The organism is Streptomyces sp. SID14515, assembly GCF_010548505.1.
GTDB classification, from domain to species: Bacteria; Actinomycetota; Actinomycetes; order Streptomycetales; family Streptomycetaceae; genus Streptomyces; species Streptomyces caviscabies.
This window is the reverse complement of record NZ_JAAGMH010000139.1, coordinates 1-18,159: the sequence shown is the minus strand read 5'-3', so window position 1 is coordinate 18,159 and position 18,159 is coordinate 1. Positions and strand designations below refer to the sequence as shown.

Below are 18,159 nucleotides of genomic sequence, written 5' to 3'. Positions count from 1 at the left end.
CGGGCGTACGGGCGTACGGGCCGGCGGAATACCGGTGAGCCCAGCAGTGCTGCCGGGACGTGTTCCCAGGTGCCGCCCACAGCCCACCCGAACAGGCCCGCCGGTGTGCCTCGTGAGCACACCGGCGGTACGGGTGATGCGCCCGGGTCAGGCGGGGAGCCGAAGGACCAGCCCGGGGTAGATCTTGTCCGGGTGGCTCAGCATGGGCCTGTTGGCCTCGAAGATCACTGGGTAGCGGCCTTCGTCCCCGTACTCGGCCTTCGCGATGGCGGAAAGAATGTCGCCCTCCCGAACAGCCACGAAGCGGGACGCCGCAGCGGCAGGCCCTGTGACCGTCAGCTGGTCATCCACGCTCGCGACACCGTTGATGTTGCCCGTGGCGAGTACAAGCTTCTCTGCTTCCGCCTGCGAGGCAGCCTCCCCCCGCAGGACGACCGTGTCGCCTTCGACGGATGCCGAGATGTTCGGCGCCCCGAGTCCCACCGACTCGATGTGCTCCTTCAACTGCTCTTCGGCCCTGGCGTTCCCCGGGGTGGTGAAGTCGATCAGTCGCTCGCCCGCGTCCTTGACGAATGAGTGCAGTGCCATGCGCAAACGCTCCTGTGAGGTAGTCGATACCCGAGGTCAGCGATCGACGCCGCCCCGTCCCGGCACTGAACGCCGGATGATCAGGACAACGACGTCGGAGCATGGACGACGACCTTCGAATTGGCCAACACGGCGCGGACCCCGAGCACCCTGCTCGTCAGGCCGACGGCCATGCATCCCGGTCCTGTTGTGAAGGCGTATTGACTGTCGGACCCGTCTGGGACGCTCGGGGCATGGAGATGACGCTGCAGCTGACGATCGACTGCTCCGATCCGCAGAGCATGGTGGCCTTCTGGTCCGAGGCCCTGGGTTACGTACCCGAGCCCGCGCCGGACGGGCATGCCACGTGGCGTGCTTACTGGGCGTCGATGGGGGTGCCCGCGGAAGAGCTGCCGCCCGGTGCCGGGGACGTACCGGAGTCGATCATCGATCCTGCGGGGCGCGGCCCGAGGGTGTGGTTCCAGGAGGTTCCGGAGCCGAAGGCCGCCAAGAACCGCTGGCACTTCGACCTGAAGGTCGGCGGGGGCCGTGACGTCCCGCTGGAGGTCCGCGCCCAGCGGGTCAAGGCCACGGTGGAACGGCTGGTCGAAGCCGGCGCCACGGTGCTGCGGATCAAGGATGAGCCGGACGCGGGCTTCTACGCCGCCGCCCTGCAGGATCCCGAGGGCAACGAATTCGACGTGATCTGAGGGCCGATGCGACGGTGTCGGTGCGGGTGTCGGTGTCAGTGTCGGTCACAGCTGCTCGCTCACGGCTGCGACCGGCACAGTCGCCCCCTCCGATTCGAAGCACGAGTCTCCACGCCTAATGAGCTGGAGCGGTTGAACGGAGCAATGCCGGATGCCGACTGGTGGTCCTTTGCGGACGACCCGCACGGCTCCTCACGAAACGGCGACTCTCCGTCCCCCCGGGGGTTCCCGAGGCGCCTATGTGACGGTCTGTGTCAACGCCCGCGACCTCTGCCTTGAAGAGCCCGCTGCGGACCACACGGTGTACGTCCACGTGAACCAGGTCGAAGCCCGGCGAGCCGGATGGCTGGCAGCGCAGGTCGGCCTGGAGGTCATCGGTGAGCTGGAGATGGCGCCTCTCTGATCCTGTGCGTGTGCTCTTGTGCGTCTGATCCTGTGCTTCGACCGCACCGGTCGGATCAGCACGCGGTCAGAACGCATGCGTGTCATCAGGCCCGCGCAGCTCACATCCGGGATCTCAGCACGTCGACCTCACAGCCCGGAGCGAACGGGTCGAAGCCGTGCTCCGCCAGCCAGCGAACCGCCAGCAGGCTGCGCAGCGACCACCAGGCGTGGATAACGTCGAGGTCGACATCGGCGTCGGTGCCGTAGCCGTAGCCGGCGAGGACGTCGTCGAGGTGCTCCTCGTGTCCGAGCGTGAAGGTGGCGAGGTCGTACAGGGCGTCGCCCCGGCCCGCCTCGGACCAGTCGATGATGCCCGTCACCTCGTCGCCGTCGACGAAGACGTGTGCGATCTGCAGGTCGCCGTGCGTGAACGCCGGGGTCCACGGCCGGAGCGCGGCCTCGGCGACCTGCCGGTTGCGGGTGACCAGGTCGGCGGGCAGGAGGCCGTTCGTCACGAGCGACGCGCACTCGTCGTCGAGTTCCGCCGCCAGCGCGACGCTGCTTCGGCCTGCCCGGCCGGTCCGGGGCGGCAGCGGCGCGTCGTGCAGCTTCCGGATGGCGGCGCCCGCCGCGGCCCACGCCGCCTGTGACCCGGCCGACGCCCCGCCGAGGCGCCCAAGCGTCGCCCCCGGAACCGCGGCGATCGCGAGCACGGGCGGCTTGCGCCACAGGACCTCCGGGGTCGGGACCGGGGCGAGGGACATCGCCTCGACCTCGGCATCGATACGCGCCTGATCGGCGTCCACCTTCAGGAACACGTCACCGACACGCAGAGTCGCACGCTCGCCATGGGCGACGACCACTTCGACCTCATCCATGGACGACCAGTATCCCGGGGATGATCGCCGACGTCGCCGGATTCAGAGGTACTTCTGGTTCAGTCCTGGAAACCCATGCGGCGGGCGAGTGCCTCCGTGGGCAGGCAGAGCCATGCGAAAAGAGGGTGGGTGGCGACGAAATAGTGGGCGCTGACGTGGCCCCGCTGCTTGTCGAGGAGGAGCGGGGCGCCGTCGCGGTAGACGTACCGGAGGTAGCGGCGGCGGATCGGCGCTCCCACGATCAGCAGCACGGGTGAGGCGACGAGGACGGCCGGCCAGATCAGGACCTGCACAGCCCTGATCCCGGCTCTTTCGGATCTCGTCTCGTACCGCATGCGACCAGTGTGCTGAACCGCCGGGGCAACTGCATCGAGGTCGCCATCTGCCCACACACACCGTCCACATCCGCGGCTCCAAGGACCTCACCGTCCCCCCGCTCGCCGTCTCCCCCACCACCTGGACGTTCTTCGTAGACTTCGCCGGGTCGTAGCGACAGGCGCGACGGCGCCGTAACCACAGGGGGTGCGCACACTTGGTCCGTATGAGCAGAGGCCCGGACGGGGTGCTCGAACCGCGGCTGCGACTGGGCGGCGTCGTGGCGCGCGGCGCGGCGTACGGCGTGATCGCCGCGCTCTGCCTGGTCGTCACCGCGCTCGTCCTGCGGGAACACGGCGACCGTGTCGACCTGCTGGAAGCGGCCACCTACCTGGGCCTCCTGACCGGCACGGTCCTCCTGCTGACCGGGCTGTTCTTCTGGGCGTGCAGCTCCGGGGAGGTCCTGCGCCGGCGTGACTTCTTCGCGACCAGCGGTCCGCATGACGTGGTCTCCATCGCCGGACCGGCCCTGGTCCGCGCCGGAGTCTTCCTCCTCCTGCCGGTTCCGTTCGCCTTCGGTCTGGGCGAGCTCGTCGCGTCGGCGGCGTACGGATCGTGGCTGTGGGGCGTCTGAGGCACCCGGCAGCCGCACGTTCCGCCCCCGTGCCGCCGCGCCCCTCAGCCCTCAGCCCTACGCCGGGTTGCTGCGCAGCTTGCGTCGTTCCCTGTCGTTGGGGTGGCGGATGACCACTCCGCCCATGCCGCCGGAGCCGGTGAGGCGGATCAGCGGGGTTCCCGGGAGCCGGTCGGAGGTGGTCCCGTCCGTCAGGCCGCCGGCGCCGGGGTCCATGCCTCCGGTGTCCGCGGCCCAGCCGTCGGGGATGACGATCGTGACGCCGGACGTCTCCCCGTACGCCTCCACCGTGACCTCCGTGAGGCGGCACTCGACCCGGGTGAAGTCAACGTTCACCCCGCCCATGCCTCCGTGAGCGATCACGTGCCCGGGAACCTCCCAGCGCCCGGGGCCTCGGGACGCGCCGAACACGCCGCCCTTCAGGACCAGCGGCGGCCCGCTCTCCGAGGGCTGCGGTTTCGGCAAGTCGGTGGTCAGAACGGCCAGTTCGGCGTGCGTCCTGGCCTTCAGCGCCTGCTCCAGGCGCGAGTCCAGCTCGTCGAAGTCGATCCGCCCCTCGGCTGCCGCGTCCCGCAGCAGCTCCACCACTGCTTCCCGGTCGTCGTGAGAGGCACGAAGCTCTCCTGAGGGGACGGGGCGCGGAAAGGGCTCCGGGAGCTGGGGCGTCATGGCCGCAAGGATAAGCAGCCGGGGCGGTGACCGCGTAGAGGTGGCCGTCCGCCAGCTCCGCGCTCGCCGTCTCTCCCGAGACCTGAGCGCCCTCGTGGAGTCACGGCGGCCTGGCCGAGGAGGGCTGTGGTCACCCGGGTCACCCGGCGCTCGACAGGGCGAAGGGCTCCATCCGAGGTGCGAGTGGAGCCCTTCGCCCATGGTGCGTACCGCTTGCCCGTCCGGTTACTGCTCCTGGACGGTATTCGGAGCGAGTGGTTCAAGGCTGCGTCTTCCCTCTTGTGCGGGGCCCTGAGGGGTCGAGGGCGGCACGCCAGGCCCCCCGTGCATGTACGCACGCCCGGATTCACGATGCTCAGCATGCCGCCCCACGCGGCAGCGTGGACGACGTCCAGATCGGCGCGCACGGACGACGGCAAAGGCGTCAGAACCGAACGCGACCCGAGGTCCTCCAAGACCTCCTCGACGCCCTCGAATGGAGCCGCGCAGGGTCCGGTCCGGTGCGGAAGTCCAGTGTTCGGCGTCGGTCATGCGGGCCACCGTGGTGGCCCTCGACGACGCCCCACCTGCTCCGGAGCACCGAGTGGCCGCCGCGCTCAACCTGCGCTCAGCTCCGTGCGCGCTGTCGCGATGAGCGCCTGCGCGTCGACGCCGTACACGGCGGACTCCCGAAGCGTTCGCCACGTACGCAGATAGGTTTCCACGCTGCTTCCGTCATCGATCCACAGCTCCGCGTGCCAGTTCTCCACGATCACCTGGCGGTCGCCGTAGATCCAGAATGCGGTGGCCGGAGGAATCTTGAGCGAGGCGGACAACGGAATGATCCCCAACTCGACCGTGTCCATCCCGACGGCTCCCGCAAGGCGGTCGAGTTGTGCCCGGAGCACCGTGGGCGGGCAGACCAGGGCACGGAGCGCGGCTTCCCACATGATGAGGTGAAATCGCTTCGATGGGTCGTACAGCGCCTGCTGCCGCCTCATACGGGAGCGCACCGCTTCCTCCGTGTCACGCGGGGACCGCTGCAGCTCCGCGTATCCAGTGAAGATCGACCGCGCGTAGTCAGGCGTCTGGAGAATCCCGAAGACCATGGAGGGCTCCCAGCCTCGAAAGACCGACGTGTCGGCGTGAGCGCTCAGATGGATGTCCTGAACGGCCTTGTGTCCTGAGGCCAACTGCCGCCGCCACGAGCGAATGTGTGACTCGAAGCCCCGCAGTCGCCCGAGCAGCTCGCCGTACGCGTCCGGCCGGCCGGTTGCCGCTGCCCACGCGCGCAGATCGTCGGGCGAGGGGGTCTGTCGACCGTTCTCCAATCTGCTGACCTTGGACTTGTTCCACCCGTTCCGCTCGGCCAGATCCGTACCGGTGAGCCGTCCGCCGACCGCGGAAAGCCGAAGTTCGCGCAGGCGTACTCCGAGTGCTTCTCGCGCCTGCTGGTAATCCGTGCTCACCGGAAACGTGCCTGCCTCAGTTCTCCTTCGCCACCGCGAGCCGTGCGGCCAACTCCGTGTACGGCAGGGCGTGATGTTCCGCCGCGTCCCGGGCGGTGGCGTACCGCAGCACCTCGGCAGGCTGAGTGATCAGCTCCACGTCGACCAGGTTGTCAGTGTCGTCGAAGTTGAGCAATGCGACCAGTCTGGAGTCGAAGAGCCAGAAGTCCTCTGCGGGCAGACCCAGGCGGTCGGCATCCGCGCGCGCCAACGTGTGGATCCTCTCACCGACCGCGCTGTTGCGTCGCGCGTTGTCGAGCAGATAGAGCTGGCCGGACGTAGGAGGAGCGTCGACGATCCGGGCACGCTCGAACCGCTTGCCGAGCGCCACCTGCCCACGGCGCTCGTCACACCACTGTGCGTCGACGCCTTCCCAGGTCACCGGCTCGCCCCGGGTGAACTGGGCGTAGGTACCGGTCTGCTCGTCCGAGGCGTACCGGCGGCGCGTCTCCAAACGCCATGCGGTGTGCTCGAACTGGGTGAAGAGCCGGTCGAACTCGTCCAGTCCGATGATGTCCGGCACGCGGGCCACCTCCTTCGGCCCGAAGTCGACGAGCAGTTCGCGCGGCACCACGACGGGTACCTCGCCATCGTTCAGGTGCCGGAGCTGGGCGATGTCATCGGGGTCGGTGAGGGGCAGCCCGTGTACGACGACCTCGCCGGTGTCGAGATCTTCGTGCAGTGACGGGCACCCGTTCACACCGCTGCCCGTGCCGTTGAAGCGCAGACGTCGAGACACGATCACGTCCTTCCCAAGGGGCCTGAGCCCCCAGCTTCTGCGAGCCGACCACCCGGTGTCCCGTGTTCCGGCGACCTGAATCGGCAACTTCCCGCAACTCCCCAGTCGAGGGCGACAACCTTGCGCAACCTGCCTGGCCCCCTCAAAGCCGCCTCACTAACTTCGTGTCGGTAGCTCAAGAGCAGCACGCGCAAATGCCGAAGACGACGAAGGAGCGGTTCATGACCGTTGCGCTCGACCGACCGGCGAACGTCCGCACCCGAAACCCGGAGGAACTCCTCAACGCGGTCCAGCCCCACATCCAGCACCTGACGATCAACGTCCTGGACAACGGCATGCCTCTCTGGGACCGGGAGGTCGCCCTGCTACTGCGCGATCACACCATGGTCCGGGACATGGCCGAACGAGTCCTCGGCAACGCCGTCATGTACACCGTCGGCTGCATGGAACACCCGGAGGTGCACCTCGGGGTGGGCAAGCTCGTCGACATCGGTGTTCACCAGCTCATCCTCGACACGCCTGTGTGGTGGGCACTGTGCGAGGTCTACAACGAGGGCCGCTACAAACACCATGCTCCGTTCGTCGAGCGGCGTCGTGACGGCCTGTGCCTGCGTACGGCGGACTACCTGAAGTCCTTCGGCTTCGATGTCGATGAGGAACTGTGGGCGATCGACGGCACGGACTGCTCGCCGTGCGACAACAAGGTCCCCGACAGCCACTGAATCGCCCTGCGGCGGCCTGGCTTCCTTTCCCACGAAGGGGGCCAGGGAAGCCAGGCCGTCCCCGGAGGAGCCGCCTTGCCCGTAGACCACGACATCGCCGCCGAAACCGAGCTGTGGGACGCCTATGCCGCGTCCGCCTTCAAGGACGACGCGGATCCGGCCTTCTGCTGGACGCAGTACGCCGGTCACGGGCCCGGCCCGGAGCTGTTGGGCGATCCGCGTTCCGTGCTGGAGATCGGCTGCGGCACCGGTCGCGCTCTCGCGCATCTGGCCCGGCGGGGCGTGGCCGCCCGGGGTGTCGACCTGTCGCCCGTCATGGTCAAGAAGACCACCGCGAAGTGGAGCGGCACCGGGGCGGAGTTCGTCTGTGCCGAGGTCCTGGAGCATCTGCGCCGTGAACAGCGGGAGGCTCAGGAGACGTACGACGCCGTCTACTCGGTCTTCGGCGCGGCCTGGTTCACCGACCCCGGCCGCCTGCTCCCTCTCGTACGCCAACGGCTGGCCCCCGGCGGTGTCTTCGTCTTCTCGCACCCGCCGGCCATCCCGGGCGCGTACGGGCCGCAGGGCATGTACAAGGGCGGCTTCGCGGGCAGGGCGATGTTCACGTACCGCTACAGCTACCGGCCCGCGGTGTGGGAACGGCTGTTGACCCGGGCCGGGTTCGCCACGGCCACGGCCGAGGTCCTGGACGCGCCCCACCCGGGCCATATCGGGACGCTCCTCGTCCGCGCCGTCGCGCCCGGGACTCCCTCCGGCCCCGGTCAGACCGCCTGACCGAGCGCGGTGCGGGCCGCCAGGCGGAATTCCTTGACCGTGTCGTAGAGGGCCCGCTCCCGTTCCGTGGCCAGGGCCGCGTCCTCGGCCTTGCGGGTCGTGTCGCCCGCGCGGGCGTTCTCGGCCATGCGGCGCATCACGTACGAGAGATCGGCGGAGGCGTTGGTGACGCGTTCCGCTACGGCCGCGACGGATGCCGGGCCTTCGAGTATGACAACCTCGCAGCAGCGGTGGACCTCACGGGCCAGGGTGACGAAGCGGTTCGTCAGCTCGTCGATACCGGCCGGGTCAGGGTGGTCCGCACGCAGCGCGGCCAGGACGGCGTCGATGGCGAGGTCGCGGTCGTGGAGGGCGCCGAGGTAACGGGCGTACGCGTCACGGCGGTGCTGGCGGCTCTGCTGGGCGTGCTGGGAGCGTGCCTGGGAACGGCCGTTGGCCATCGCCGCCCCCAGCGTCGCTGCGGAACCGATGGCGGCGCCCAGCAGTGCGGCGAGTCCTGAGTCCATGCGGGCCAGTCTGCCGCCCGGCGCGCCCACCCGTCGGGGCCGGGACCCGTCCGACCATTCCCGCGGGCCCCGGGCCGGTGGGCCGGTCGGCCGGTGGGCCGGTGGGCCGGTGAGCCGGTGAGCCGGTGAGCCGGTGAGCCGGTCGGCCGGTGGTCAGTGCCGGTGCGAGACGGCCAGTTCGATCAGGTAGCGCTTGCTCACCCGGCCGCCGTAGCGCCCGTCGATCAGGCCCGCCACGCATGCCAGCAGCCCGCTCCTGGCAGCCTCCGGAAGCGCTCGGTGGCCGGAGTAGGTCCGCAGCACGTCCAGGTACTCCGCCGTGGTGTACGTGAGGTCGCGCTCATAGCGGCGGAAGACCGTGTCGCCGAACCGGCCGCTCCGGGCGACCTCCTCCGCATGGTCGGAGTTGTCGACCTCGCCGGTCGCCGGAGGCCGCAGCCCGGGCGGCGTCGCCGGGTCGAAGCGCTCGTAGCAGCGCTGGACCTCGACGAAGAACTCCTCGGTACCGCCCATCACATGCTGGCTGCGCACCACGGCGAGCGCCCCGCCGGGACGCAGGGCGTCGGCGGCCCTGGGCACGCGTACCGCCGGGTCGATCCAGTGGAACGCGGTCGCCGCGAGAACCACGTCGAACGGCTCCACCGGCAGCGGCCAGTTCTCGAACTCCGCCGTCACCACCTCCGCCGACCAGGCCCCGACCCCAGCCCCGACCTCGGCCTCCGCCTCCGCCTCCGCCAGATTGCGGCGAGCGATCTCGGCCATGTGCGGTCCGGCCTCGACGGCCGTGATCCGGCAGCCCAGCGCGGCCAGGGGGACCGTGGCCTGGCCGGTCCCGCAGCCGATCTCCAGTACGCGGCTGCCGTCGCGGGCCCCCGCGAGGTCCGCGAGGTCGTCGTACAGCTCCGGCGGGTATCCGGGCCTGGCCCGGTCGTACAGTTCCGCGTCCTCGTCGAAGGTGCGGCTCAGAAGCACCCGCCGGGTCTCCTCGGGACGGTCGTCGCGTCGCGCGTGCGCGGTGGTGTCGGGCATGGGGAGCAGACTAGGCCGGTCGCCGACGTCCTCACGATCCGGCAGCGACCTCACGATCCGGACGGCCGCCCGCAGTGTCAGCGCTCGCTGACCCCGATCTCGCCGCGGCGTCGGACATCCGCTGCCTGTTCCCTCGCTGCCGCAGCCTCCGCTGCGGCCCTGTCCCGGTCCGCCTCGAATTCCAGCACACGGGCCAACGCCTCCAAGGCCCCGGCGACCCTCTCTCGCCAGTCGGCGAACGCGACGGCATCCCCGTCGGAAGGCTTCCGCGCCTTCACCGAACGCAGAAGGCGCAGGGCCTGCTGGAGCGCGGGGTCGACCACCGGGCTTCCTTCCACGGGTACGCGGTCGACTCCATCGTGCACCACTTCCCGAACACGGCCCAGGCGATATGGCGTACGCGAGAGACCGGCGGAGGCGTTGCCCACCGGCCTGAGCGATCAGTCCTCCTGGTCGGGGGTGGTGGACCGCACCAGCGAAACGGGCTCCGTCTGCTGGTCGGAGGCGGAGACGCGGGTGGTGTGGCGGGTGAGGCGCAGCCCCATGGCCGTGAGTACGTCGGTGTCGTAGAGCGCGCACAGCAGTGCGGCCGCCGCCGGGAGCGGCAGCGGGCCGGCCGGGACGAGGCCGAGCAGGGCCGCCGCGTCGGGGTCGTCGAGCACGGCCTGTCCGGCGTGGGCGAGCACCTTGCGGGGGTCGTCGACGATGAGTTCGTCGATCTGGATCCGCTGGGCGCGGACACGCAGGTCGAGAGGGCGGGCCGGGGCCGGGGCGGGCCTCGGGGCTGCGACGACGGACCGGAGGTTCGGGCGGGTCGGGTGGGTCACGTGGTTCATGGGGTGGGCTCCAGAGAACGGGCCGCCGGAACGACGGTGCGTGGAACGGCAGTGCACGGAACGGCTGGGGCGGGGACAGGGGCGGCTACAAAGAAGGGAAGGGGCAAGATCGGCCCGGTCTTACCTAGTTGACGTACGGCGGGGTCGGACATGCTTACCTTGAGAGCGCCGTGCGAGCGTCGCAAGGTGCGCTGTGTGCACTGTGCGCAGACTGCGCGGAATGTCGGATAGATCGAGCCGGAACAGGGCCGGACACGGGGAGGGGGCGGCGTGGCGCGCGAGAGGTCGGGGCGGACGGCCCAGCACCTGGTCCTGGTGGCCCGCCTGCGGCGCCTGCGCGAGGGCGTCGGCCTGTCCGTCCCGCAGGCCGCCACGCAGTTGGGCTGGCACCCCTCCACGCTGCGACGACTGGAGCAGGCGCAGACCTCGCTCGACGTGGGGCAGGTGTCCGCCCTCCTCGATGTGTACGGGGCGGGCGCGGCGGAGGCCGACGACATCATGGGCCGGCTGAACGCCGCGAACATGCCCGGCTGGTGGCATCCGTGGCGGGACGCGATGGCGCCCTGGCTGATGGACCTGATGAGCGTGGAGTCCGCGGCCGGCGTCGTACGCACCTGGCATCCGGCGCTGGTGCCGCTGCTGCTGCGGACCCCGGCGTACGCGATGGCCGTGGACGAGATCATGTCCCCCGACCGGGACGCGGCCGGGCGGCGACGGCGGGCGGACTTCCTGGTCGAGCGTCAGAAGCGGCTCCAGGAACAGCAGACCCGGCTCTGGGCGGTGCTGCCCGTCACCGCGCTGCGCTGCCGGGTCGGCAGCGACGAGGTGATGCGCGAGCAGCTCAGGACGCTCCAACAGATCGCGGAGCGCGGTGATGTGACGATGCAACTGCACGACGAGTACGCACCGCCCCACCCGCTGACCGGCGTTCCGGCGCTGACGCTCTACCGGGTGGAGATCCGGGAGATCGCGGACCATGTGGTGCGGGAGGGCGGCCTGCCCGGCACCGCGGAGGTGTGGGACAGCCCCCACCCCGTACAGACGTATCAGGGAATGCTGGACGTGTCGTGCGTGATGGCGATGCGGCCGGCCCGAACAGAAGAGGTGTTGCAGCATGAGTACGACCGGAAATGGGCCTGAACTGCCCGCGCAGATCGACACGAGCGTCGCGCACTCCGCACGTGTCTGGAACTACTGGCTCGGCGGCAAGGACAACTTCCCGGCGGACCGGGCGGCGGGCGACGCCTACCGGGGGAAGTACCCGCTGATCGAGACGTTCGCGAAGGAGTCCCGGGACTTCCTGCGCCGGACCGTCACCCACCTCGCCCGCGACGCCGGAATCCGGCAGTTCCTGGACGTCGGCGCGGGGCTGCCGACCGCGAACAACACGCACGAGGTCGCCCAGCGGATAGCCCCGGAGTCCCGCGTCGTCTACGTCGACCACGACCCGCTGGTGCTGCTGCACGTCCACGCGCTGCTGACCAGCACCCCCGAGGGCGCGACCGCCTACGTCGAGGCGGACATGCGCGACACCGAGACCGTGCTCACCGGGGCGGCCAAGACCCTGGACCTCACGCAGCCCGTCGCCCTCGTGATCAGCGACGTCCTCGGGCACATCGTGGACTGGGACGACGCCCTGTCCCTGGTGCGGCGGCTGGTGGAGCGTCTGCCCTCCGGCAGCTACCTCTCGCTCAGCCACTCCACCGCGTCCGACGACGCCCACCGCGCCGTGCAGGACGAGTACAACGCGAGCGGCGCGATCCCGTACATCTTCCGGGAGCCGGAGACCACGATCGCGTTCTTCGACGGGCTGGAGATGGTGGAGCCGGGCATGGTGTCCTGGCCGAACTGGCGGCCCGACGCGAACACCGGCACCACCACGGCCCGGGCCGGGTGGGGCGCGGTCGCCCGTATCCCCTGACGACGTCCGCACCTGCCGCGCCGCGCACGGGCCTTCCCCGTGCGCGGTGCGCACGGCCCGCAGAGGCTTGCGCATGAGCACCACAGGCACCACCGACCGCGAGGCCGCCGGCCCGTGGGGGCCCCGGGGCGGTCGGGAGACGGCGGCCCGGCTGCTGCGGGCGGCGACCCGCTCCGGTGCGCATCTGATCGCCGAGGCCGCGGCCCTGGTCCAGGGGTGGGCGGTCCTCGCCGACCCGATCGCCGGGGCCGTCTACAGCACGCCCGCCTCGGCCGCCGCCGACGGCGTGCACGCGGCCGCCGCCCCGCAGGAACACCCGCACTGCGTCCAGCTCCCGGCGGCCGGAGCCGTCCTCGTCCTGGCCCCGGCGCCCACCGCGCCCCCGGAGCACACCGGCCATGTCGCCACGACCACCGCGGCCCTCCTGGAGGTGCGCGGGCAGCGGGCGGCGGAGCTGCGGGGCGAGCAGATGCGGCTGCACACCACCCTCATCCGGCTGCTGCTGGCCGGCCACACCTCCGTCGTCACCGAGACCCTGGGCCGCGACGCCGCCGCCACCGAGAGCCTGGGCCGCGACACCGCCGTCACCGAGGGCCTCGGCCGAGACACCGCCACCGCCACCGAAGGCCCGGGCGGGAACCGGCTCACCCATGTCACGGTCTACCGGCTCACCGGCGCCGACATCCCCGCCGCCCACCAGGTCCTCTGGCGGGCCGTCCGCCCCTCCCTCGACCCGTACGCCGACGCCTGCACGCTGATGGGCCGGCTGGACGGCGAACTCGTCGTCGCCGAGCTCCACCACGGCGGCGACGACGGAAGGATCCTGCGGCTGGTCTCCCGGGTGAGCGAGCGGCACCGCCTGCTCGCGGGCATGGCCGGACCGCTGCCCCTGGCCGAGATGCCCACCGCCCACAGCGGAGCCGCCGCCGCCCGGCACAGCGCCACACCCGACCGCCGTATCGTCCCCGCCGACGCCGTCGGCACCTCCCGGCTCGCGCCCCTGCTGCCCACCGTCCCGTACACCCGGTGGGCGGGATCCGTGCTGCGTCCGCTGGCCCCGGCCCACCAGCACCTGCTCCTGGTGTGGCTCCGCACCGGCAGCAAACCCCGCGCCGCCGCCGCGCTCGGTCTGTCCGCCGGCACGGTACGGGCCCGGATACGCGACCTCGCCCGGCTGCTCGGCGCGGACCTGGAGGACGCCACCGTGCAGGCGCATCTGCTGCTCGCCCTGCGCGCGCCCTGCCCGGACGACGGCAACGCGGGCGCTCCCCCGCCGTCCGGGCCACCCGGGCCGCCCGGGCCGGACCGGACGGCCCGGCTGGAGACGCTGCCGGACGGCCTCCTGGACACCGACGCGGTCCGGGCCTGGGCGTGCGGGCTGGTCGGCGGGCTGGAGCCGCATCTGCGGATCGCGCTCGCCTGCTGGCTGCGCCACCACGCCAAGACCGCCCCGGCGGCGGCCGAACTGCACGTCCACCGCACCACCCTGGCCATCTGGCTCGGCCGGTGCGCCGAACACCTCGCGCGGAACCTCGCCGACGCCACCGTGCGCGCCGAACTCCACCTCGCGCTGCGGGCCACCCGGAACGGTCCCGACGACCCGGCGTCCCTCCCCCGGCGCGGCGGCCGCACCTACCGCCGGCTGTGAGGGCTTCCGGTGCCTCAGGCCGGCGCCTGGCCCGTCTCGAAGCGGCTGACCCGGTCGCCGGACACCGTGAAGACCCAGCGGGTCCGCATCGTGCCCCAGGTGTCGTTCGTGTAGTCGACGACGAGGGTGCGGCCGTCGTCGGAGGCCTCCACGACCTGCATACGGCCGTTGGCCTTCGGGGAGAAGATCTCCTTCTCCGTCCAGGCCGCCAGGTCCCGTTCGCTGCCGTCGTCGGACATCGTGGCGTCCTCGGTGAGGACGTCGGCGAAGAAGGCGTCCTTGTCGCCCGCGTTCACCGTGGCGATGAACTTCTCCACCACCGGGTCGCTGATCGATGTGGTCATAGTGCTGCTCCCTTTCTTCCTTCGTTTCTTCCTTCGTTTCTTCCTTGACTTCTTCCTTGCCCCGAGTCTCTGTCGGCGGGTTCACCGCCGCATGCCGTCCCTCACCGCTCCGGATGCGGTTCGTCGCCGGTCCGGCTGAGGAAGAGGTCCCGCCCCGGGCACGTCGTGTGCGCGGGCCACAGCGCGTGGACCGGGACGTGGACGGGCGGGTCCAGGTCGAGCACGTGGGCCGCGCCGCCCGCCGCCGGGCCCGGGGGCGTCGTGACGAAGGCGATGCGGCCGGTCGCGGTGACGGCCGTGATCGGCGGGGTGCCCTGGACCGGGTTGCGCCGGGTGTCCGGCTCCACGCCCGCCTGACGGCACAGGCCGATCAGGAGATCCGTGTACGCGGACGAGCCCGGCTCGCCCCACACCGTGAGCGGCTGGCCGCGCAGATCGGCCAGGGCCACCGCGGACCGGGCGGCGAGCGGGTGCCCGGCCGGGACGGCGACCCGCAGGCGGTGTTCGGCGATCCGGGCCCGGGTCAGGCCCGTGTCGGCGGGCATCACCCGGCTCAGGCCCAGATCGCAGGCGCCCGTGAGGAGTTGCTCGCGCAGTTCGTCGGGGAAGAGCTGGCGGACGTGGGCCTGTATGCCCTGCTCCTCCGTACGGGCCCGGGTCAGCAGGTCCACGACCTCCTCGGCGGTGACCGCCGGGGTGTGGCCGATGCGCAGGTGCCCGGCCCGGCCGCGCCCGATCCGGCGGGCGCGGTCCAGGGCGGCGAGCGCCTGGGCGCTGAGGGCCCGGGCGTCGTCGATGAGGGCCTGCCCGGCCGGGGTCGGGGTGACGTGCTGGTGGCCCCGGTCCAGGAGCTGGACGCCGACGTGCCGCTCCAGGGTGCGGATGGAGGTGCTCAGCGCCTGCTGGCTCAGGTGCAGCCGTTCGGCCGCCCGGGTGAACCCGCCCTCCTCGGCGACGGCGACGAGATGCTCCAGCTTGCGCAGGTCCAGACTCACGCGGTCCTCCCGGACGCCATCGGCCGACGGTCGCCGGTCAGCGGACCGTGTAGCCGCCGTTGGCGAAGATCGTCTGGCCGGTGATCCAGCCGCCCTCGGTGACGAGGAACTTCACCAGCGGCGCGATGTCCTCGATCTCCGTCAGCCGGCCGCCCATGGCCTGCGACTTGTGGAACTCCACGCGCTCCGGCGTCTCCTGCGGGTAGAAGAACGGCGTGTCCATCGGCCCCGGGGCCACATTGTTCACGGCGATGCCGCGCGGGGCGAACTCCTTGGCCGCCGCCCGGGTGAAGTGCTCCAGCGGGGCCTTCGCGCCCGCGTAGGTGGCGTACCCGTCGGTGAACGCGGCGAGCAGCGAGGTGACCAGGCTGACGATGCGACCGCCGTCGTTGAGGCGCGCACCGGCCTCCTGGAGGAAGAAGTACGCCGCCTTGGAGTTGATCGCGAACATGCGGTCGTACTCCTCCTCGGTCGTCTCGCCGATCGGCTTCCGCAGCACCATGCCCGTGGTGTTCACGGCGACGTCCACTCCGCCGAAGGCGTCCAGCGCCTGGTCGAAGAGGCTCCGCACCCCCTCGACGCGGGTCAGGTCCTCGCGGACGACGACGGCCTGCGCGCCCGTGCCCCGTACGGCCTCCGCCGTCTTCTCGGCATCGGCCGCGGTGTTCTCGCTGTGGTAGTGGACGACGACGTTCGCACCGGCCTCGCCGAGCGTGCGGCTGATCAGGCCCCCGAGGTTCTTCGCGCCACCGGCGACCACGGCGGTCCTGCCGGCCAGCTGCTGCTCACTCATGACGGTTCCTCTCCATCGGCCGCATTCCGATATGCGGCGTTCGTCGTAGTTTCTGTTGTCCACGCTAGGAGCGCGCCCCCGCCACGGGGAAACACAAAGATCGCGTCGGACCACCAGGAAGATGGGTCGCCGCAGGTCAGCGCGGGCGCACGGGTGCCGTCCGGGTGACCGGAAAGGCCATTGACGTACGCGTACGGGTCACGAAGGATCACCGCGTGACGACCACCGAACGCCCTTCGCCCACGTCCGGCCCGGCCCGACCCATCGCCCTGATCACCGGCGTCGGCCGCAGCATCGGCATCGGTGCGGGCATCGCGCGCCGGCTGGCGGCCTCCGGCTGGGACGTCGCCTTCACCTACTGGACGCCGTACGACCGCCGTATGGACTGGGGCGCCGAGCCGGGGGCCGCCGAGTCCATCGCGAAGGAGCTGGCCGAGGCCGGGGCCCGTACGGCGGCGATCGAGGCGGACCTGTCCGACCCCGACGCGCCGACCCGCATCTTCGACGAGGCGGAGCAGCGCCTCGGCGGCCCGGTGACCGCGCTCGTCCTCTCGCACGCGGAGTCGGTGGACTCGGGGCTGCTGGACACCACCGTGGAGGCGTTCGACCGGCACTTCGCGGTGAACGCCCGGGCCGGCTGGCTGCTGATCCGCGAGTACGGGCTGCGCTTCCGCAGCGCGCCCGGCACCGCGACGGGCCGGATCGTCGCGCTCACCAGCGACCACACCGTGGGCAACCTCCCCTACGGCGCGAGCAAGGGCGCCCTGGACCGCATCACGCTGGCCGCCGCGCACGAGCTGGCCCACCTCGGGGTGACGGCGAACGTCGTCAACCCCGGCCCGGTGGACACCGGCTGGATGACCGACGAGCTGCGCGAGGCCCTGGCCGGCGGCACTCCGCTCGGCCGCCTCGGCACACCGCGGGACACCGCGCACCTGGTGGACTTCCTCTGCTCGCCCGAAGGACAGTGGGTCAACGGCCAGTTGCTGAAGAGCAACGGCGGCGCGGCTTCGTAGGGCCCGCCCCGCACCACCGGTCGCCGGAGCGCGAACCGGCACGTCACGCCGGGGCGTCCGGGCATGACGGAGCGTCTAATCTGGCGTGGTCCATGTAGTGCACAGGGGGTCGTATGCACAACGAAGACAGGGCCGGCAGAGCGGGCGACGGGCAGGACGGGCGTCCCGCCGACCGGTGGCCGGACGCGGGGGCCCCGCAGGAGGCGCCGGGCGCCCCGCCCTCCCCCCGTACCGTGATCGACGGCCGCTACGAGCTGCTGGAGCCGATCGGCAGCGGCGGGATGGGCGAGGTCTGGAAGGCCCACGACCGGCGGCTGCGCCGGTTCGTCGCTGTGAAGGGCCTGCTCGACCGGAACGCCATGACCGCGGCCAACCGGACGGCGGCACTGCAACGGGCCCGGCGCGAGGCGGAGGCCATCGCGAAGATCGAGCACCAGAACGTGGTGACGGTCCACGACCAGGTCGAGACCGACGACCAGGTCTGGATCGTGATGAAGCTGCTCGAAGCGCCTTCCCTGGGCGACCTGTTGACCCGCGAACACGTCCTCGCCGTGCCGAGGGCCGCGAACATCGGCCTCCAGATCCTCCAGGGCCTGCGGGCGGTCCACGCGGCGTCGGTCGTCCACCGCGACGTGAAACCGGGCAACGTCCTCGTCCGCGACGACGGCCTCGCGATCCTGGTGGACTTCGGCATCGCCACCTTCGAGGGCGCGGCGCAGGTGACCCGTTCCGGCAGTGTCATCGGCACGCCGCCGTACCTCGCGCCGGAGCTCTTCGCCCCCGCCTCCCCGGGCCCCACTGCGGCCTCCGACCTGTGGGCGCTGGGCGTCACGCTGTACGAGATGGTCGAGGGCCGGGTGCCCTTCGCCGGGCACGAGGTCTGGGAGGTCCAGGAGAACATCCGGCAGTCGCCCGATCCGGTGCTCCGGTACGCCGGGCCCCTCGCCCCGGTCGTCCAGGGGCTGTTGATCACGGACCCCCGGGAGCGGCTGGACGCGGCCACGGCGGAGGCGATGCTCCGCGAGGTGCTCGGCGACCCCGCCGCGCCGAACGCGGCCCGGGCCGCCTCGGCGACGCACCCGCCGACCGCGGTGTCCACGCCGACCCCCTCGACCCCGAACCCCTCGACGCCCGCGCCCGCTCCGGCCCTCCCGCCTCCGCCGGCGCCCGCGCCGACGCCCGTACCTCCGGC

At 71.6% G+C, this 18,159-nt stretch carries 25 protein-coding genes; 11 read left to right on the top strand and 14 right to left on the bottom strand.

The genetic code is table 11. From position 1 onward, the window contains the following. Positions 1-147: 147 nt before the first annotated feature. On the bottom strand, positions 148-588 hold the full coding sequence (gene lysM / locus G3I54_RS33670; protein WP_164620403.1) for a peptidoglycan-binding protein LysM: 441 nt from the start codon (positions 586-588) through the stop codon (positions 148-150). A gap of 233 nt (positions 589-821) precedes the next feature. On the opposite strand from lysM, the gene G3I54_RS33665 reads away from it, so the two are divergent. Next, a complete protein-coding gene (locus G3I54_RS33665; protein ID WP_164620401.1) occupies positions 822-1,277 on the top strand; it encodes a VOC family protein in 456 nt (151 codons plus the stop codon). Between the two features lie 241 nt (positions 1,278-1,518). Further along, entirely contained in the window at positions 1,519-1,680 is a 162-nt protein-coding gene (locus G3I54_RS33660; protein ID WP_239144708.1) for a hypothetical protein, read from the top strand. 100 nt (positions 1,681-1,780) lie between these two features. On the opposite strand, the gene G3I54_RS33655 is transcribed toward G3I54_RS33660, so the two are convergent. Then, the gene (locus G3I54_RS33655) at positions 1,781-2,539 is read right to left on the bottom strand and encodes a phosphotransferase (protein WP_164620399.1); all 759 of its coding nucleotides are present in this window, start codon (positions 2,537-2,539) and stop codon (positions 1,781-1,783) included. Between the two features lie 59 nt (positions 2,540-2,598). Next, positions 2,599-2,874: a hypothetical protein gene (locus G3I54_RS33650; protein ID WP_164620397.1), complete on the bottom strand. Its 276-nt coding sequence runs from the start codon at positions 2,872-2,874 to the stop codon at positions 2,599-2,601. On the opposite strand from G3I54_RS33650, the gene G3I54_RS33645 reads away from it, so the two are divergent. After that, a complete protein-coding gene (locus G3I54_RS33645) occupies positions 2,856-3,029 on the top strand; it encodes a DUF397 domain-containing protein (RefSeq protein WP_164620519.1) in 174 nt (57 codons plus the stop codon). The two genes, G3I54_RS33650 and G3I54_RS33645, sit on opposite strands and share 19 nt — an antisense overlap. 51 nt (positions 3,030-3,080) lie before the next feature. Continuing rightward, entirely contained in the window at positions 3,081-3,488 is a 408-nt protein-coding gene (locus G3I54_RS33640; protein ID WP_164620395.1) for a DUF6336 family protein, read from the top strand. Between the two features lie 57 nt (positions 3,489-3,545). Here G3I54_RS33640 and G3I54_RS33635 read toward each other — a convergent pair whose 3' ends face one another. From G3I54_RS33635 to G3I54_RS33625, 4 genes are all read right to left on the bottom strand, one after another. Beyond that, positions 3,546-4,157, bottom strand: a complete 612-nt coding sequence (locus G3I54_RS33635) for a DUF1707 domain-containing protein (RefSeq protein ID WP_164620393.1) — start codon at positions 4,155-4,157, stop codon at positions 3,546-3,548. Continuing rightward, positions 4,154-4,612 (bottom strand): hypothetical protein, encoded by a 459-nt coding sequence (locus G3I54_RS39860; RefSeq protein WP_239144707.1) that lies wholly within the window; start codon positions 4,610-4,612, stop codon positions 4,154-4,156. Before G3I54_RS39860 ends, G3I54_RS33635 begins: the two co-directional genes overlap by 4 nt. Before the next feature lie 141 nt (positions 4,613-4,753). Next, positions 4,754-5,605, bottom strand: coding sequence for a helix-turn-helix transcriptional regulator (locus G3I54_RS33630; protein ID WP_164620391.1), 852 nt, complete (start codon positions 5,603-5,605; stop codon positions 4,754-4,756). 16 nt (positions 5,606-5,621) lie between these two features. Then, positions 5,622-6,383 (bottom strand): DUF6879 family protein, encoded by a 762-nt coding sequence (locus tag G3I54_RS33625; RefSeq protein WP_164620389.1) that lies wholly within the window; start codon positions 6,381-6,383, stop codon positions 5,622-5,624. A gap of 221 nt (positions 6,384-6,604) precedes the next feature. Between G3I54_RS33625 and G3I54_RS33620 the strand changes: the two genes are divergently transcribed. Both G3I54_RS33620 and G3I54_RS33615 read left to right on the top strand, forming a co-directional pair. Further along, positions 6,605-7,105: a hypothetical protein gene (locus tag G3I54_RS33620; protein WP_164620387.1), complete on the top strand. Its 501-nt coding sequence runs from the start codon at positions 6,605-6,607 to the stop codon at positions 7,103-7,105. A gap of 75 nt (positions 7,106-7,180) precedes the next feature. Then, positions 7,181-7,879, top strand: coding sequence for a class I SAM-dependent methyltransferase (locus tag G3I54_RS33615; RefSeq protein ID WP_164620385.1), 699 nt, complete (start codon positions 7,181-7,183; stop codon positions 7,877-7,879). On the opposite strand, the gene G3I54_RS33610 is transcribed toward G3I54_RS33615, so the two are convergent. The 4 genes from G3I54_RS33610 to G3I54_RS33595 form a co-directional block, all read right to left on the bottom strand. Beyond that, positions 7,867-8,385 carry a proline dehydrogenase gene (locus tag G3I54_RS33610; protein ID WP_164620383.1) on the bottom strand — a complete coding sequence of 173 codons (519 nt, stop codon included), beginning with the start codon at positions 8,383-8,385 and terminating at the stop codon, positions 7,867-7,869. The two genes, G3I54_RS33615 and G3I54_RS33610, sit on opposite strands and share 13 nt — an antisense overlap. Positions 8,386-8,538: 153 nt before the next feature. Next, positions 8,539-9,414 carry a class I SAM-dependent methyltransferase gene (locus G3I54_RS33605; RefSeq protein ID WP_164620381.1) on the bottom strand — a complete coding sequence of 292 codons (876 nt, stop codon included), beginning with the start codon at positions 9,412-9,414 and terminating at the stop codon, positions 8,539-8,541. A gap of 77 nt (positions 9,415-9,491) precedes the next feature. Further along, positions 9,492-9,737, bottom strand: coding sequence for a hypothetical protein (locus tag G3I54_RS33600; protein ID WP_343240494.1), 246 nt, complete (start codon positions 9,735-9,737; stop codon positions 9,492-9,494). A 117-nt stretch (positions 9,738-9,854) separates the two neighbouring features. After that, the gene (locus G3I54_RS33595; protein ID WP_164620377.1) at positions 9,855-10,250 is read right to left on the bottom strand and encodes a hypothetical protein; all 396 of its coding nucleotides are present in this window, start codon (positions 10,248-10,250) and stop codon (positions 9,855-9,857) included. A gap of 270 nt (positions 10,251-10,520) precedes the next feature. On the opposite strand from G3I54_RS33595, the gene G3I54_RS33590 reads away from it, so the two are divergent. The 3 genes from G3I54_RS33590 to G3I54_RS33580 all read left to right on the top strand — a co-directional run bounded on the left by G3I54_RS33590 (position 10,521) and on the right by G3I54_RS33580 (position 13,819). Beyond that, positions 10,521-11,390 (top strand): helix-turn-helix transcriptional regulator, encoded by an 870-nt coding sequence (locus tag G3I54_RS33590; RefSeq protein ID WP_164620374.1) that lies wholly within the window; start codon positions 10,521-10,523, stop codon positions 11,388-11,390. Continuing rightward, entirely contained in the window at positions 11,365-12,171 is an 807-nt protein-coding gene (locus tag G3I54_RS33585; protein WP_164620372.1) for an SAM-dependent methyltransferase, read from the top strand. The genes G3I54_RS33590 and G3I54_RS33585 overlap by 26 nt, the downstream gene beginning before the upstream one ends. Positions 12,172-12,244: 73 nt before the next feature. Next, positions 12,245-13,819, top strand: a complete 1,575-nt coding sequence (locus G3I54_RS33580; protein ID WP_164620370.1) for a helix-turn-helix domain-containing protein — start codon at positions 12,245-12,247, stop codon at positions 13,817-13,819. A gap of 14 nt (positions 13,820-13,833) precedes the next feature. Here G3I54_RS33580 and G3I54_RS33575 read toward each other — a convergent pair whose 3' ends face one another. The 3 genes from G3I54_RS33575 to G3I54_RS33565 all read right to left on the bottom strand — a co-directional run bounded on the left by G3I54_RS33575 (position 13,834) and on the right by G3I54_RS33565 (position 15,951). Beyond that, positions 13,834-14,163: a hypothetical protein gene (locus G3I54_RS33575; RefSeq protein WP_030087430.1), complete on the bottom strand. Its 330-nt coding sequence runs from the start codon at positions 14,161-14,163 to the stop codon at positions 13,834-13,836. Between the two features lie 101 nt (positions 14,164-14,264). After that, on the bottom strand, positions 14,265-15,158 hold the full coding sequence (locus tag G3I54_RS33570) for a LysR family transcriptional regulator (RefSeq protein WP_164620368.1): 894 nt from the start codon (positions 15,156-15,158) through the stop codon (positions 14,265-14,267). A gap of 37 nt (positions 15,159-15,195) precedes the next feature. Next, positions 15,196-15,951, bottom strand: a complete 756-nt coding sequence (locus G3I54_RS33565) for an SDR family oxidoreductase (RefSeq protein WP_164620366.1) — start codon at positions 15,949-15,951, stop codon at positions 15,196-15,198. A gap of 215 nt (positions 15,952-16,166) precedes the next feature. On the opposite strand from G3I54_RS33565, the gene G3I54_RS33560 reads away from it, so the two are divergent. Then, positions 16,167-16,967, top strand: coding sequence for an SDR family oxidoreductase (locus G3I54_RS33560; RefSeq protein WP_164620364.1), 801 nt, complete (start codon positions 16,167-16,169; stop codon positions 16,965-16,967). Between the two features lie 113 nt (positions 16,968-17,080). Beyond that, a partial coding sequence (locus G3I54_RS33555) for a serine/threonine-protein kinase (protein ID WP_164620362.1) occupies positions 17,081-18,159 on the top strand: 1,079 nt, incomplete at its 3' end.